The sequence below is a fragment of the Bradyrhizobium monzae genome (assembly GCF_021458635.1).
GTDB lineage: Bacteria > Pseudomonadota > Alphaproteobacteria > Rhizobiales > Xanthobacteraceae > Bradyrhizobium.
Map to the genome: position 1 here is coordinate 248,404 of NZ_JAIRDQ010000004.1, position 14,714 is coordinate 263,117.

Below are 14,714 nucleotides of genomic sequence, written 5' to 3' on the forward strand. Positions count from 1 at the left end.
CCCGGAATGACGTGTGGTGAGAACGTGCTCAAGCCCCCGGCAAATCCAGGATGCGCTTGGCGACGATGCCGAGCATCACCTCCGTCGTGCCGCCCTCGATCGAGTTGGCCTTGGTGCGCAGCCAGGCGCGCGAGCGGGCGCCTTGGCGCGAGCGCTCGCTCTCCCATTCCAGCGCATCGACGCCGCCAGCCGACATCAGGATCTCGTAGCGACGCTTGTTCAGCTCGGTGCCGTAATATTTCATCGCCGACGAAAACGCCGGATGCGCCTGACCGGCCTTGGCGAGATCGACCGCGCGCTCGGCGCAGGCCGCGAGCGCGGCCTCGTCGACGTCGAAATTCGCGATCCGGCCACGCAGCATCGAATCGTCGAGCTTGCCTTGTGCATCCGAGCCGACCGAGTCGGCCGCGATCTGGCCGAGCGGACGGCCGACGCCGCGCTCGCCCATGCCGGAGATCATCGCGCGCTCGTGCTGCAGCAGATATTTCGCGACGTCCCAGCCGCGATTGACGGTGCCGACCACATGCGACTTAGGCACGCGGACGCCGTCGAAAAAGGTCTCGCAGAACGGCGAGTAGCCGGAGATCAGCAGGATCGGCTTGGTGGTGACGCCCTTCGACGTCATGTCGAACAGGATGAAGCTGATGCCGTCATGCTTCTTCGCAGCCGAGTCGGTGCGTACCAGGCAGAAGATCCAGTCGGCGTAGTTGGCGTAGGACGTCCAGATCTTCGATCCCGTGATGACGAAATCGTCGCCGTCGCTCTCGGCGCGGGTCTGCAGCGAAGCGAGATCGGAGCCGGCGTTCGGCTCGGAATACCCCTGGCACCAGCGGATCAGGCCCGCGGCGATTTTTGGCAGATGCTCCTTCTTCTGCGCCTCGTTGCCGTACTTCAAGAGCGCCGGCCCGAGCATCCAGATGCCGAAGCTCGACAGCGGCGGGCGCGCGCCGATTCTTCCCATCTCCGAACGCAGCACCTTGTGCTCGGCCGCGCTGAGGCCACCGCCACCATATTCCTTCGGCCAGTCCGGCACGGTCCAGCCCTTGTCGCGCATGCGCTCGAACCAGATGCGCTGCGGCTCGGACGAGAACTTTGCGTTGCGCCCGCCCCAGAACACGTCGCCATCCGACGCCGCGGGCTTGCGCATCTCCGGCGGACAATTGGCTTCCAGCCAGGCGCGGGTCTCGCTGCGGAATTGTTCGAGATCGGCCGTCTCAGTTTCGCTCATGGTCGTTTCCACTAATTCAAAAGACTTGTTGGGCACGACTCTGGGCCATCGCACTGCGGAATTCAACCACTTCCGTGCCGCGTCATCGGCTATAGTCACGCCGCGGCGGTGCTTGAAAACAAAGAGGAAACGAGAATGCGCCTGAAACTTCTTTCGCCTGGCGAAATGAACGAGAGCCAGCGGCAGACCTATGACGAGTCGATTGCCGGCAAACGCGGCAAGCCGCCGGCGCCGATGATGGCCTGGCTCAACAGCCCCGACATGGCCCGTCACGCCACGCGGCTCGGCGAGGTCCTGCGCTACGACACCATCTTCCCGGCAAAGCTCTCGGAGATCGCGATCCTGGTGACGGCGCGGCACTGGACTGCGCACTACGAATGGTATGCGCATAAGCGCCTCGCGTTGGCGGGCGGCATGGATCCCAAAATCATCGACGCGATCCGCGATCGCCGCACGCCGGCTTTCGACGATCCCAAGGCCAAGATGATCTATGATCTCGCGAAGTCGCTGCATGAGGGCCACGGCGTCGAGAAGGGCCTCTACGACGAGGCGGTGAACGTGCTCAGCGCGCGCGGCGTCGTCGAGGTGATTGGCCTCTGCGGCTATTACACGATGGTGTCGATGACGCTGAACACGTTCGCGTTCGAACTGCCGGAGGGCGAGGTGCCGGAGCTGTCATAGCTTCGCATCCGGATGCGCCATTGCGCATCCGGAAACGCTGGGTTTCGGGATCAGCCAGTAGCACTGTCCCGACGCGCGGCCTAAGTGAGATCTGGTAACGGAGCAGCCACATGTCGCAAACATCAGCCGTCGCCGCCGGCACAAGGATCGGCCACGTCCACCTCAAGGTCGCCGATCTCGATCGTGCGCTGGGCTTCTATTGCGGCGTGCTCGGCTTCGAGCTGATGCAGCGCATGGGCTCAGGCGCGGCCTTCATCTCGGCCGGCGGTTATCATCACCACATCGGGCTCAACACTTGGGAAAGCAAGGGCGGCTCTCCGCCGCCGCCAGGCACGACCGGGCTGTTTCACACCGCGATCCTCTACCCGACGCGGCCGGCACTGGCGGACGCGTTGCATCGCGTGCTGACGGCCGGCATTGCGCTGGACGGCGCCAGCGATCACGGCGTGTCCGAGGCGCTGTATCTGCGCGATCCCGATCAGAATGGCGTGGAGCTGTATTGGGACAAGCCGCGGGAGCAGTGGCCGTTCGGGCCGGATGGGAAGCTCGCGATGTTCACGAAGCGTCTGGATGTGGAGGCGTTGTTGAAGCAGCGCGAGGTCTAACTCCGCTCCCTCCCGTCGTCATTGCGAGCGAAGCGAAGCAATCCAGACTGCCACCGCGGAAAGACTCTGGATTGCTTCGCTGCGCTCGCAATGACGGAGTGTGTTGAGACGCCGTCGCCCCCTATGCAGTCTTCGTGTGGGGCGTGCCCCGCACCATGATCAACGCTGCCGCCGCCACCTCCAGCACAATACAGAGATAGAACGGCAGCGAATAGCCGCCGGACCAGTCGCGCAGGAAGCCGACCACGCCGGGGCCGAACGCATAGGTCACCTGATTGATCGCGGTGTTGAGGCTGATCAGCACGCCGAACGAGGCGGAATCGAACTCCTGCTGCACGATGAGCGACGGCATCGTGATGAGGTTGCCGACCGAGAAGCCGAACACCGCGCAGGCTGCGATCAGCACGTAATCATTGTGCAGATTGATCACGACGCACAGCGCCGCGGCCTGGCTTAGGAACGACAGCGCCGATGCCAGCCGCTGGTTGAGGCGGTCGATCACCATCGAGAACAGGACCCGGCCGATCACCGCCATCGCGGTGAGCACCGCGACGGCTACGGCCGCGCGCTCGCGCCCGATCACGGGATCGAGGAACGAGATCAGGTGCACGATGAAGCCGACCTGCGCGAACAGCACCAGTGCGAACGCAATCGTCACCGTGAGGAAACCGACATCGCGCAGCGCGCGCGAGCGGATCTCCGTCGACGATTGCGGCTTTGCCGGCGCCGCTCCATGCCGGCCATGGAGATCGGGCGGCCGGCCGACGACCAGCAGGATCACCGGCACGAGCAGCACCAGCATGGCGCCGCACGTGGCGAACATCGCGTTTCCGAATCCGATATGGCTGATCATCATCACCAGCAGCGGCACACCGACGATGCCACCAAAACTGGCGCCGTTCAGCGCCAGGCTGATCGCCATGCCGCGCTTCTGGTCGAACCAGAGGCTGATGGTGTTGGTGATCATGGCGAGGCTGGTGCCGGCCCAGCCGAAGGCGAGCACGGCGTTCGCCAGATATAGCTCCCAGGGCTCGCGCACCGCGCCGATTGCGACGCTAGCTGCCGCCATCGCCAGCGTGCCGGCGATCAGGCAGATGCGCGGGCCGTATTTGCGGACGGCCTCGCCGACGAAGACGACCAGCAGTGCACCAAACAGATAAAAGAACGTGGTGCCCGAGGAGATCAGCGAGGCCGGCCAACCCCGCGCGCGCTGCAGCTCGGCGACATAGACGCTCTGGCCATAGAAGCCGAGGCCCCAACCGAAGGTCGCGAGCAGAAAGCAGACGGCGACGATGCGCCAGCCTTCGTAGCGGAGCGAGGATTCGTCGATCGCCGGAGTCTGAGGATTGTCGAGCATTGCCGCTTACTCCGTCATGCCCGGGCATAGCCGTCTGAAGGACGGCGTCGCTTCCGCTCGCCTATGCCCGGGCATCCGCGTTCTTCGATCCGCGCGCCTAAGACGTGGATGGCCGGGACAAGGCCCGGCCATGACGACATCTAATAAACCCTCATCCAAAAATCACTTCGACCTGGATCGAAGTATCAACGTTGCTGACAGTCTCCTGCCACTTAAAGTGCGTCCGGGAACTCGCCCATGGCCGCGTCCAGCTGCGCCTTGCGGCGGCGGGCCCAGGACGCCAGCGAGAGCACCGCGAGACCGAGCACGACCGGCGGGAATACCACCATGTTCACCGCGGACCAGCCGTAATTCGCAAGCAACTGCCCGGAGGAGAACGAGCCGATCGCCATCATGCCGAACACTAGGAAATCGTTGAAGGCCTGCACCTTGTTGCGCTCCTGCGGCCGATGCGTCTCCAGCACCAGCGCGGAGGCGCCGATGAAGGAGAAATTCCAGCCCACGCCGAGCACGATCAGCGTCGCCCAGAAATGCATCGCGGTGATGCCGGAGAGGCCGATGCCGGCGGCACCCGCTTCCAGCAGCAGGCCGGCGGCGACGATCTTCGGTGCGCCGAAGCGGGCGATCAGCGCGCCGGTGAAGAAGCTCGGGCCGTACATCGCGACGATGTGCCATTGAATGCCGAAATTGGAATCGGACAGACTCAGTCCGCACATCTTCATGGCGAGCGGCGCCGACGTCATGACCAGATTCATCATAGGATAGGAGATGACGCCGCACAGTGCGGCCGCGATGAAGCGCGGCTGGGTCACGATCTCGAGTAGCGGCCGGCCACCGTGCAGATCGGCCGGGGCCGGCTTCGGCATGTCGACGCCGGCGACGATGCCCATCGCAACCAGGGCGACCGCCGCCTGCACCAGGAAGCTGAAGGCGAACAGATAGGGCGACCAGATCTCCATGGTCCATTGCACGAGCTGCGGACCGAGCACGCCGGCGAACACGCCGCCCGCCATCACCCACGACACGGCCTTCGGCCGATAGGCCGCGCTGGCGCCGTCGGCCGCCGCGAAGCGGTAGGATTGCGCCACCGAGCCATAGAGGCCGCCGAGGAAGGTCGCGAGGCAGAACAGCGCGAACGAGGCGTGCAGGATCGCGAACGAGCCGATGACACCGGTGAGCGCACCGAGGCCGGTGCCGATGACAAAAGCCCAGCGGCGGCCGAAGCGGCGCGAGATCGCGCCGGTCGGCAGCGTACCGGCCGCGAGCCCGACCACGTACATCGACAGCGGCACGGTCGCGAGCGACATGTCGGGCGCGAGCGTGGCGCCGACGATCGAGCCGGTGGCGAAGATCACCGCCGAATTGGCGCCGGTCAGCGCCTGGGCTGCGGCGAGGCGCACCACATTGCCGCGCACGCGGACGTCGTCGGCAATCTCATTGGCTGAAGTCACGTCTAACATCGGCATTTCCGCCCGCAGGGTCTTTTAAGCAAAAGGCTTGGTGATTCCCGGCACTATGGCGGGGCGCGGGAGGGCGGGCAACCGGCGCAAACGGGCGCAGGCCATGCCTCTGACGCAATCGGATGGACCATACCGGGCGGCGCTCTTGACGGCTTGCGCGCGATCAAATCCTATCCGCCGCGCGATCTCAGGAGTCTTGTTCATGTCCGTCGATCACAAGCCTACGCTCAGCGCGCCCGACGACGATCCCTGGCTCTGGCTGGAAGAGGTCGAAGGCGCTCGCGCGCTCGATTTCGTGGCGCGGCAGAACCGCCTGACGCTGGACAGATTCGGCGGCGCGGCGTTCGAACGCGACCGCGACATCCTTGCGTCGATCTACGACCGATCGGACAACATCCCCTATGTCAGCCGCAGCCACGGCCTGCTCTACAATCTCTGGAAGGACGCGAAAAACCCGCGCGGCCTGTGGCGACGAACCACGATGGCGGAATTTCGCAAGCCCGAGACGGCCTGGGAGACGCTGCTCGATATCGACAAGCTCGCGGCGGAAGAAGGCGAGGACTGGCTTCTCAATTGGTCGAGCTCGTTTCCGGGCGACGTGCCGCAGACGATCCTGAGCCTGTCGCGGGGCGGCAGCGACGCCGTCACCTTGCGCGAGTTCGACCTCGACACGAAGAGCTTCGCTGCCGGAGGCTTCACCCTGCCGGAAGCCAAGGGCGGCGTCGATTGGGTCGATGCCGACACGCTGCTGCTGTCGAGCGCTTATGGCGGCGAAGCCATGGCGACGAGCTCCGGCTATGCGCGGACGGTGCGGTTGTGGCGGCGCGGCGAGCCTGTCGAGAATGCTCGCGTGGTCTTCGAGACCACGCCGGATCGCATGAGCGCCTCTTGCGACGTCGACCGCACCGGCGAGACGCCGCGGGTTTGGTTCGTCGACCGGCTCGACTTCTTCAAGTTCGACGTCTGGCTGGGCACCGAAACCGGCGCGACCATAAAGCTCGACCTTCCCTCCGACATCTGGCTGCAGGCTCACCGCGACTGGTTCGCGATCAAGCTGCGCTCGGCATGGACCGTGGCCGGCGTCACCCACACCGCGGACAGTGTGCTCGGCATTTCGCTGTCGGCCTTTCTCGCTGGAGATCGCAACTTCACCGTCGTCTTCGCACCAGGCGCGCGCCGCGCGCTCCAGGGATTTTCCTGGGCCGACGGCAAGCTGCTGCTGTCCATTCTCGACGAGCTGCGGCCGGTCTTCGAGATCTGCACGCCGTCTCCCACCGGCTGGAGCCGCGAAACCCTGCGCGGGCTCCCGGGAATCGGCGTCGTCGATGTCTGGCGCTTCGATCATCATGAATCCGAAAGCAACGGCGACCTGCTCGCCAATGTGCAGGATCCGCTGACGCCGCCTTCGCTGAGGCTGGTCGAGCGCGGCGTCGAAAGTCCGACGGTGCTGAAGCAGGCGCCGAAGACCTTCAACGCCGACGGCCTCGTGGTGACGCAACACGAGGCGATCTCGATCGACGGCGAGCGCATTCCCTATGTGCAGACCGGTCCAGCCGGTGAGACCGGCGATGCGCCGGTCTATATGAGCGCCTATGGCGGCTTCGGGCTCGCGGTGAAACCGCAATACAATTCGTCGCTCGGCAAGCTGTGGCTGGAGCGCGGCGGCACGACGGTGCAGGCCAATTTGCGCGGCGGCGGCGAGTTCGGCACGCGCTGGCACGATGCGGGGCGATACGCCGGCAAGAAGCTGTCGCATGATGATTTCGCGGCAGTCGCCGCCGATCTCGTCCGCCGCGGCGTGACGCAGCCAAGGCGGATCGCCGCGCAAGGCGGTTCGAACGGCGGCATCCTCATCACCAACATGCTGGTGCGATACCCCGAGCGCTTCGGCGCGCTGTTCTGCACCATCCCGCTGATCGACATGCGCCGCTACACCAAGCTGCTCGCGGGCGCGAGCTGGATCGCGGAATATGGCGACCCCGACAAGCCCGAGGAATGGGAGTGGCTGAAGACCTACTCCGCCTATCACAACGCAAAGCCCGGCCAACCCTATCCGCCGATCCTGATCGCCACGACGCGGCGCGACGACCGCGTCCACCCCGGACACGCGCGCAAGATGGCGGCAAAGCTGCAGGCGATGGGCTACGACGCCTGGTTCTACGAGCCCGCCGCCGGCGGCCACGGCTACGGCAAGGACAACAAGGAGCGCGCCGGCTTCCAGGTGCTCGGCTTTCAGTTTTTGAAGGAGAAGATCGGGTGGGTGGATGAAGGTTAGCGGTTGGACGCCGATGCCTCCCCATCGTCATGGCCGGGCTTGACCCGGCCATCCACGACTAGCCGCTTAGCACGAAGAACGTGGATGCCCGGGACAAGCCCGGGCATGACGACCTGTTAACGCCCAAACACCAGCGTCAGATTGTTCGCGGGCATGTCGATCGTATCGACCAGCCTCAAGCCCGCACCGCGCGCGAGTTTTTCGACATCGCCGATGTCGCGCACGCCCCATTCGGGATTGCCTTCGCGCAAGGAGGTGTCGAACACGGCGTTGCTGAGTGCGGTGTGCTTGCCGTCGCGCTTGAACGGGCCGTAGAGGAACAGCTGGCCGTCGGACCGCAGATAACGGCCGGCGCCGGCGAACAGGCCCTCGGCCACGGTCCAGGGTGCGATGTGAATGACATTGGCGCAGAACACGGCGGCCAGATTGTTCGGCCCCCGCCCGCTCTTCATCTCCGGGCACCAGTCGGGATCGACAAGATCGATCCGCAACGGCGAGCGGATGTTTGTCAGGCCCGAATGCACGCGCCAGGCCTCGATGCTCTTCACGTGGCGCTGATTGAGGTCGCTCGGCCACCAGACCAGATCGGGCGTATGGCGGGCGAAATGGACCACGTGCTGGCCGGTTCCACTGCCGACCTCGACCACGTCGCCCGACTGGCCTGCGAGATGCTTTCCGAGCGCCGCCCAGAGCGGCTCGTGATTGCGATGGAAGGCCGGCGCATCGAGACGGCCGTCGGATTCGACCCTCCCGCCGTCCCTGCCAAATTCAACGACATATTCAGCCAATTCATATCCCCAAAAAACAAGAAAGCAGACGAAAACGCAACAAGGGCAAAACGCCCCCCGGACTTTGCCGGTTAAAGCCGGCTTGATGAACGATCTATCTCTTCAGTTGCAATGCGGAAGATATTAACGCCATTTTGCGCCCTGCATAGTCTTGATTGTCAGGGCATGCCCTTTGTGCTTTTGAACACTATCTCTTGCCGACATCATAAGCCTCGGAACGACGCCTTGACCGCCTTTCCTCGCAAGCCCGCCCTGCTCCTCGCGCTGGTCGTCCTCACAGGCCTCGCCATGCGCCCGGCATGGGCGCAGTCCGCAATCGCCGACGGCCAAAAGCTCGCCTTCGACCGCGGCAAGGGCAATTGCCTGACCTGCCACGCCATCAAGGGCGGCGACTTGCCGGGCACGATCGGGCCGGAGCTGAAGGACATCAAGGCAAAATACCCCGACCGCAACGAGCTGGTCGCAATCCTGTTCGACGAGACCAAGCGCAATCCGCAGACCATGATGCCGCCGTTCGGCCGCAACCGGCTTTTGACCGACCAGGAGATCAACGCGATCGTTGATTTCCTGCAGACGCTGTAACGGCGAGCCCGGAAAACCCAGATGAGACCTGAGATGACCACACACACCGACCCTCATCCGACGCGGCGCCTGATCCTTCAGGGCGCGGCCTCGGTCGCGCTGCTCGGCCTCGGCAATCTGCCGTTCGCGCCCGCGCTCGCCGCGGCCAATGACAAATATCCGGAAGAGGCGTTCAAGCTGAAGAACGAGGCCGACGCGATCAAGGCGCTCTTCGGCAAGACCGCCGAGCCCTCCGACAAGGTCAAGCTCGATGCGCCCGAGATTGCCGAGAACGGCGGCGTGGTGCCGATCGCAGTGGCGACGACGCTGGACAAGGTCAGCTCGATCTCGCTCTTCGTCGCCGAGAACCCGAACGCGCTCGCAGCCTCCTACAAGATTCCCGACGGCACCATGCCTGCTGTCGCCAACCGCTTGAAGATGGCCAAGACCAGCACCGTGACCGCGATCGTGGAAGCCGACGGCAAGCTCTACAGCGCGACCAAGGAGGTCAAGGTCACCGTCGGCGGCTGCGGCGGTTAGGAGGATCAATCCGATGGCATCCAGCATTCGCGTACGTGCAACATCCAACGGCGACATCACCGAGGTGCAGACGCTGATCCAGCACCCCATGGATACCGGCCTGGTCAAGGACGCCAAGGGCGAGCTGATCCCCGCGCACTACATCCAGCAGCTGAAGTTCGAATGTAACGGCAAGGACGTGTTCGTCGCCAATTGGGGTACCGCAGTCTCCAAGGACCCCTACGTCAAGTTCAGCTTCAAGGGCGCCAAGAAGGGCGACGACCTCAAAATCTCCTGGACCGACAACAAGGGTGGGTCCGACCAGACCACCGCAAAGATCGCGTGATGAAGGCCCGCACTGCCCTCCTGCTTGGCTCGTTGAGCGCCGCGCTCGTCGCGTTCGCACTCACCTCGCCGCGCGTGATCGCGGCCGACAAGGTCGACCCCGTTGCCGATGCCAAGGCGTTCCAAAACTTCTTCTTCCAGAAGTTTCCAAACGTGAAGCACGAGGATTTCGTCAACGGTCCTTATTCCATGAATGAGGACATGAAGCGGCAGTGGCAGGAGAAGGAAGAGTTTCCGCCCTACGAGTTCGCGCTCGACGCCGGCAAGGAAATGTTTGCGACGCCGTTCAAGAACGGCAAGACCTATGCCGACTGCTTCCCGAACGGCGGCATCGGCATTCGCCAAAACTATCCCTATTTCGACACCAAGGAAGGCAAGGTTGTCACGCTGGAGCTCGCGCTGAACCGCTGCCGCGAGGCCAATGGCGAAGCACCCTACTCCTACGTCAAGGACGAGATGGCTTCGCTCACGGCGTACATGGCCTTCACCTCGCGCGGCAAGCCGATGGACATCAGGATACCGGATGATCCGCGCGCGCTGCAAGCGTTCGAGAACGGCAAGCGCTATTTCTACACCCGCCGCGGCCAGATGAACTTCTCCTGCGCGAGCTGCCATGTGCAGAGCCCGGGCGAGCGCATCCGCGCCGAGATCCTGGCGCCGGCGCTCGGCATCTTGAACGCACTGCCGATCTACCGCTCCGAATGGAGCGGCATGGGCACCACCAGCCGCCGCTTCGTCACCTGCAACAGCCAGACCCGCGCGGTTCCGCTGGAGCCGCAGGCCGATGAATATCGCGACGTCGAATATTTCCTCTCCTACGTCGCCAACGGCCTGCCGATTTCCGGACCGGGAGCGCGGCCATGAAGCGGTCACTTCCTCTCGCCATGTTGCTGGCCCTGAGCTTCGCGCCGATGGCGCGCGCGGCAACCGAAGCAGACTACAAGGCGGCCTATGCTGCCGCGGAGAGTGCTTCCAAGGAGGCAGCCGACATGCGCAACCAGTGGACCACGACCGTCTCGACGCTGGCGGCCGCCAAGAAGGCGGGCGATGGCGGCGATTTCGACCGCGCCGTGACCGCAGCCAGGGAAGCCGAAGCGCTGGCGAAGGCGTCAATCTTCCAGGCGACCTCTGAAAAAGAGGCCTGGAAGACGATGGAAATCCGCTAGACTTGATGACACCGGAACCGTCGAACTGCCGAGAAATAGGCGCGGAGAATTAGTGATGGCGATCCGCCGCCGCGATTTCCTGAGGGGCTCAGCAATTGCTGCCGCATCGCTTGTGCTGCCGCGGTTTGCACGCGGCACCGAGACCGCGAGCATTTACGACATCGAGCGGTTCGGCAACGCACGGATCCTGCACCTCACCGACACGCATGCGCAGCTCAACCCGGTCTATTTCCGCGAGCCCAGCGTCAATATCGGCATTGGCGAGATGGCGGGACGGCCGCCGCATCTGGTCGGCCGCGCTTTCCTGGAGCACTTCGGCATCCGGCCCGACAGCGCCGAGGCCTATGCCTTCTCCTGTGTCGAGTTCGAGAAATCCGCCGGACGTTTCGGCAAGCTCGGCGGCTTCGCCCATCTGAAAACGCTGATCGACCGCCTGCGCGGTGATGTCGGCGACAAGCGTGCCATGCTGGTCGACGGCGGCGACCTCTGGCAGGGCACCGGGCTCGCCAACATCATGCAGGGCCGCGACATGGTCGAGGTCGCGAATCTGCTCGGCATCGAGGCCATGACCGGGCATTGGGAGTTCACCTATGGCGAGCAGGTGCTGCGGGAGAATCTCGAGCATTTCAAGGGCGAGTTTCTGGCGCAGAACATCTTCCTGACCGAGGAAGCGGCGTTCAACGATGCCCCCGCCTTCGACAAAGCGACGGGGCGCGTGTTCAAGCCGTCGACCATCAAGGATATCGGCGGCCATCGCGTCGCGATCATCGGCCAGGCCTTTCCTTACGTGCCGATCGCGCATCCCAAGCGCTTCACGCCGGACTGGACCTTTGGCATCCGCGAGGAAGAGCTGCAGAGGCATGTCGATGCGTTGCGCGGCAGCGACAAGGTCGATGCGGTGATCCTGCTGTCGCACAACGGCATGGACGTCGACCTCAAGCTCGCAAGCCGCGTCACGGGCATCGACGTCATCCTCGGCGGCCACACCCATGACGCCGTGCCACAACCGATCGCCGTGAAGAACCCGAGCGGCACGACGCTCGTCACCAATGCCGGCTCGAACGGTAAATTTCTCGCCGTGCTCGATCTCGCGCTCGAAAAGGGCAAGGTCAGCGACGTCAAATATCATCTGCTGCCGGTCTATTCCGAGTTGCTGAAGCCCGACGCTGCGATGGCCGAGCTGATCGGAAAGCTGCGCGCGCCGCACGTGACCGACTGGTCGGAGAAAGTCGCAACGCCGGACCGGCTGCTCTATCGCCGCGACAATTTCGTCGGCCCCATCGACGAGTTGATCTGCACCGCGCTGCGCACCGAGCTCGACGCCGAGATCGCGCTGTCGCCGGGCTTCCGCTGGGGCATCACCGCCTTGTCGGGCCAGCCGATGACCATGGAGGATGTGCTCGCGGAGACCGCGATCACCTATCCCGAGACTTATGTGCAGGAGATGACCGGCGGCCAAATCAAGGACGTGCTGGAAGACATCTGCGACAATCTCTTCAACGCCGATCCCTATTATCAGCAGGGCGGTGACATGGTGCGGGCCGGCGGGCTCAGCTACGCCTGCAGCCCCACCAACGCGATCGGTAGCCGCATCTCCGAGCTCAAGCTCCCCAATGGCAAGGCGCTCAGCGCCAACAGGCGCTACAAGGTCGCCGGCTGGGCCTCGGTCAACGACCAGCAGGGCGCCCCGGTGTGGGACGTCGTCGGCAAGTATCTGCGCTCCGGCCGGATGTTTCAGGAGCGGCTCGGCTCAGGCGTCACGCTGAAAGGCGTCGACGGCAATTCGGGCGTTGCAGGATAGGCATGATGCGATCGCAAACCTTTCGCGCGATGCTGCTGGCGCTGCTTGTCCTGGTCGCGCCAACGCTCGCTTCTGCGCAACAGGTGCCGCTCCAGGACAAGCCGTTCGCCGAGCACAAGATCGTACTGCAGCTCTCGGATAGCGATGCGAAGAAGCAGGCGCTGGTGCTGAGCGTCGCCAACAATCTCCTGAAGGCTTACGACCCCGACAAGATCGCGGTTGAGGTCGTCACCTTCGGTCCCGGCATCGATCTGCTTCTGTCGGCCAGCGAGCGCCGCAAGCAGGTCGAGAGCCTGATCGCGCAAGGCGTGCGCTTCGACATCTGCCTCAACACGGTCGACACGATCGAGCGGGACACAGGCAAGCGGCCGGAGTTCATTCCGGCGGCGACGCCGGTGCAGGTGGGTGTCGGGCAGATCCTGTTTCTGGCGGAGAATGGGTACACGGTGGTGAGGCCGTAGGTCTTAGCCACACCTTCCGCTGTAGACCGTCCATCCGCCCCGCAACAAAAGCTCCGCTCCCCAGCGCGGTCCCGCGGAACAAAAATCTTCTAAATTTTATCTCGACTACAGTGAATTGCTTCTCTTTATACCCCCCGGCGTAGTAGAATCCTCGAAACCAGTTCACGCCGGGTCCTGCCATGATCTTTCGCCAGCTCTTCGACAGCGTTTCGGGCACCTACAGCTACGTCCTTGCCAGCCGCCCCGGCGGCGAGGCGCTGATCCTTGATCCCGTGCTGGAGAAGGTCGATCGCTACTGCCAGCTGCTGCGCGAGCTCGACCTCAAGCTGGTCAAGGCCGTCGACACCCATTTGCATGCCGACCACGTCACCGGCCTCGGCGAGCTGCGTGACCGCACCCATTGCATGACCGTCATGGGCGACCAGACCAAGGCCGACGTGGTGGCCATGAGAGTCGCCGACGGCGACAAGGTGACCATCGAGGGCCTGTCGCTCGATGTGATGTACACGCCGGGCCACACCGACGATTCCTATTCCTATCTGATGGGTGACCGCGTCTTCACCGGCGATACGCTCTTGATCCGCGGCACCGGCCGCACCGATTTCCAGAACGGTTCATCGCGCGCGCAGTACGAGTCGATCTTCAACCGGCTGCTGAAGCTGCCGGATGAGACGATGGTCTTCCCGGCGCATGACTACAAGGGCGATACCGTCTCCACCATCGGTGAGGAGAGGCGCTACAATCCGCGACTGCAGGTGCGCTCGGTCGACGAATATATCGAGCTGATGGCGAACCTGAAGCTGCCCAATCCAAAGATGATGGACGTGGCAGTGCCCGCCAACATGCATGTCGGCCTGCACCAGGAGGAGCTGGAGAAGGAGGGCCGTGCGCTCAGCGCAGTCGAAGCGATCCGTTCGCTCGGCCGGCCGGACATGCTCCTGGTCGATTTGCGCGAGAGCAATGAGCGGATGAAGCACGGCATGCTCGAGGGCGCGCTGCACACGCCCTATCCGAGCGTCGAGGAGAGCCTCAAGCCCGGCGGCATGCTGCGCGAGGTCGCCGCCGCCACCGGCCGCCGCGTCGTGTTCTTCTGCGCCTTCGGCGAGCGCTCGGCGATGGCCGTTGCCGCTGCCAAGGTGGCCGGTCTCAGCAACACCGCCCACATCGCCGGCGGCATCGATGCCTGGAAGAAGGCCGGCGGGCCGATCATGCACTGACAGACTGTCGTGGCTCTTGAGATAGATCAGGCGCCGCACATATTTTAGATCTAGAAGCGGATGATGCATCACCATCCGGGACCCGCCATGGCCAAGACTGCAAAGCCGAGCGAACCACCGAAGACGAAGGCCGCTGACGACAAGGCCAAAAAGCCGCAGCCGCCGCGCAACACCGACGACGATTACGAAGACGGCGACATCGCCACGCCGAAGCGTGATCGTTACGGGAATGATGACGAGCCGTTGTAGG

At 64.1% G+C, this 14,714-nt stretch carries 16 protein-coding genes; 12 read left to right on the forward strand and 4 right to left on the reverse strand.

Annotation, left to right across the window (positions count from 1 at the left end; genetic code table 11):
• Positions 1-28: 28 nt before the first annotated feature.
• Positions 29-1,228 carry an acyl-CoA dehydrogenase family protein gene (locus K3F49_RS17590; protein WP_234682209.1) on the reverse strand — a complete coding sequence of 400 codons (1,200 nt, stop codon included), beginning with the start codon at positions 1,226-1,228 and terminating at the stop codon, positions 29-31.
• A gap of 135 nt (positions 1,229-1,363) precedes the next feature.
• Between K3F49_RS17590 and K3F49_RS17595 the strand changes: the two genes are divergently transcribed.
• Together K3F49_RS17595 and K3F49_RS17600 are read left to right on the forward strand one after the other, a co-directional pair.
• Entirely contained in the window at positions 1,364-1,909 is a 546-nt protein-coding gene (locus K3F49_RS17595) for a carboxymuconolactone decarboxylase family protein (protein ID WP_234682210.1), read from the forward strand.
• Between the two features lie 110 nt (positions 1,910-2,019).
• On the forward strand, positions 2,020-2,514 hold the full coding sequence (locus tag K3F49_RS17600) for a VOC family protein (protein ID WP_234682211.1): 495 nt from the start codon (positions 2,020-2,022) through the stop codon (positions 2,512-2,514).
• A gap of 121 nt (positions 2,515-2,635) precedes the next feature.
• Here K3F49_RS17600 and K3F49_RS17605 read toward each other — a convergent pair whose 3' ends face one another.
• Both K3F49_RS17605 and K3F49_RS17610 read right to left on the reverse strand, forming a co-directional pair.
• Positions 2,636-3,871, reverse strand: coding sequence for an MFS transporter (locus K3F49_RS17605; protein ID WP_234682212.1), 1,236 nt, complete (start codon positions 3,869-3,871; stop codon positions 2,636-2,638).
• 212 nt (positions 3,872-4,083) lie between these two features.
• Entirely contained in the window at positions 4,084-5,331 is a 1,248-nt protein-coding gene (locus K3F49_RS17610; protein ID WP_234682213.1) for an MFS transporter, read from the reverse strand.
• 202 nt (positions 5,332-5,533) lie between these two features.
• Between K3F49_RS17610 and K3F49_RS17615 the strand changes: the two genes are divergently transcribed.
• Positions 5,534-7,606, forward strand: a complete 2,073-nt coding sequence (locus K3F49_RS17615) for a prolyl oligopeptidase family serine peptidase (RefSeq protein ID WP_234682214.1) — start codon at positions 5,534-5,536, stop codon at positions 7,604-7,606.
• A 116-nt stretch (positions 7,607-7,722) separates the two neighbouring features.
• On the opposite strand, the gene K3F49_RS17620 is transcribed toward K3F49_RS17615, so the two are convergent.
• On the reverse strand, positions 7,723-8,394 hold the full coding sequence (locus K3F49_RS17620) for a DUF938 domain-containing protein (protein ID WP_234682215.1): 672 nt from the start codon (positions 8,392-8,394) through the stop codon (positions 7,723-7,725).
• A gap of 225 nt (positions 8,395-8,619) precedes the next feature.
• On the opposite strand from K3F49_RS17620, the gene soxX reads away from it, so the two are divergent.
• The 9 genes from soxX (at position 8,620) to K3F49_RS17665 (ending at position 14,713) form a co-directional block, all read left to right on the forward strand.
• On the forward strand, positions 8,620-8,976 hold the full coding sequence (soxX, locus tag K3F49_RS17625; RefSeq protein ID WP_234682216.1) for a sulfur oxidation c-type cytochrome SoxX: 357 nt from the start codon (positions 8,620-8,622) through the stop codon (positions 8,974-8,976).
• 33 nt (positions 8,977-9,009) lie between these two features.
• Positions 9,010-9,495, forward strand: a complete 486-nt coding sequence (gene soxY / locus K3F49_RS17630; RefSeq protein ID WP_234682217.1) for a thiosulfate oxidation carrier protein SoxY — start codon at positions 9,010-9,012, stop codon at positions 9,493-9,495.
• A 13-nt stretch (positions 9,496-9,508) separates the two neighbouring features.
• Entirely contained in the window at positions 9,509-9,820 is a 312-nt protein-coding gene (soxZ, locus tag K3F49_RS17635; RefSeq protein ID WP_234682218.1) for a thiosulfate oxidation carrier complex protein SoxZ, read from the forward strand.
• On the forward strand, positions 9,820-10,683 hold the full coding sequence (soxA, locus tag K3F49_RS17640; RefSeq protein WP_234682219.1) for a sulfur oxidation c-type cytochrome SoxA: 864 nt from the start codon (positions 9,820-9,822) through the stop codon (positions 10,681-10,683). Before soxZ ends, soxA begins: the two co-directional genes overlap by 1 nt.
• Positions 10,680-10,985 (forward strand): hypothetical protein, encoded by a 306-nt coding sequence (locus tag K3F49_RS17645; protein WP_234682220.1) that lies wholly within the window; start codon positions 10,680-10,682, stop codon positions 10,983-10,985. The genes soxA and K3F49_RS17645 overlap by 4 nt, the downstream gene beginning before the upstream one ends.
• A 55-nt stretch (positions 10,986-11,040) precedes the next feature.
• The gene (gene soxB, locus K3F49_RS17650; protein ID WP_234682221.1) at positions 11,041-12,786 is read left to right on the forward strand and encodes a thiosulfohydrolase SoxB; all 1,746 of its coding nucleotides are present in this window, start codon (positions 11,041-11,043) and stop codon (positions 12,784-12,786) included.
• A gap of 2 nt (positions 12,787-12,788) precedes the next feature.
• Positions 12,789-13,247, forward strand: a complete 459-nt coding sequence (locus K3F49_RS17655; RefSeq protein ID WP_234682222.1) for a DsrE family protein — start codon at positions 12,789-12,791, stop codon at positions 13,245-13,247.
• A gap of 179 nt (positions 13,248-13,426) precedes the next feature.
• Positions 13,427-14,464 (forward strand): MBL fold metallo-hydrolase, encoded by a 1,038-nt coding sequence (locus tag K3F49_RS17660; RefSeq protein WP_234682223.1) that lies wholly within the window; start codon positions 13,427-13,429, stop codon positions 14,462-14,464.
• An 87-nt stretch (positions 14,465-14,551) separates the two neighbouring features.
• Positions 14,552-14,713, forward strand: coding sequence for a hypothetical protein (locus K3F49_RS17665; RefSeq protein WP_234682224.1), 162 nt, complete (start codon positions 14,552-14,554; stop codon positions 14,711-14,713).
• Position 14,714: the final 1 nt, after the last annotated feature.

Bases quoted from the DNA above. Each gene is read 5' to 3' on its own strand.
- K3F49_RS17655 (WP_234682222.1), top strand. From the start codon at position 12,789: ATGATGCGATCGCAAACCTTTCGCGCGATGCTGCTGGCGCTGCTTGTC.
- soxZ (WP_234682218.1), top strand. From the start codon at position 9,509: ATGGCATCCAGCATTCGCGTACGTGCAACATCCAACGGCGACATCACC.
- K3F49_RS17605 (WP_234682212.1), bottom strand. From the start codon at position 3,871: ATGCTCGACAATCCTCAGACTCCGGCGATCGACGAATCCTCGCTCCGC.
- K3F49_RS17590 (WP_234682209.1), bottom strand. From the start codon at position 1,228: ATGAGCGAAACTGAGACGGCCGATCTCGAACAATTCCGCAGCGAGACC.
- K3F49_RS17600 (WP_234682211.1), top strand. From the start codon at position 2,020: ATGTCGCAAACATCAGCCGTCGCCGCCGGCACAAGGATCGGCCACGTC.
- K3F49_RS17615 (WP_234682214.1), top strand. From the start codon at position 5,534: ATGTCCGTCGATCACAAGCCTACGCTCAGCGCGCCCGACGACGATCCC.
- soxB (WP_234682221.1), top strand. From the start codon at position 11,041: ATGGCGATCCGCCGCCGCGATTTCCTGAGGGGCTCAGCAATTGCTGCC.
- K3F49_RS17660 (WP_234682223.1), top strand. From the start codon at position 13,427: ATGATCTTTCGCCAGCTCTTCGACAGCGTTTCGGGCACCTACAGCTAC.
- K3F49_RS17610 (WP_234682213.1), bottom strand. From the start codon at position 5,331: ATGTTAGACGTGACTTCAGCCAATGAGATTGCCGACGACGTCCGCGTG.
- soxY (WP_234682217.1), top strand. From the start codon at position 9,010: ATGACCACACACACCGACCCTCATCCGACGCGGCGCCTGATCCTTCAG.
- K3F49_RS17665 (WP_234682224.1), top strand. From the start codon at position 14,552: ATGGCCAAGACTGCAAAGCCGAGCGAACCACCGAAGACGAAGGCCGCT.
- soxA (WP_234682219.1), top strand. From the start codon at position 9,820: ATGAAGGCCCGCACTGCCCTCCTGCTTGGCTCGTTGAGCGCCGCGCTC.
- K3F49_RS17645 (WP_234682220.1), top strand. From the start codon at position 10,680: ATGAAGCGGTCACTTCCTCTCGCCATGTTGCTGGCCCTGAGCTTCGCG.
- K3F49_RS17595 (WP_234682210.1), top strand. From the start codon at position 1,364: ATGCGCCTGAAACTTCTTTCGCCTGGCGAAATGAACGAGAGCCAGCGG.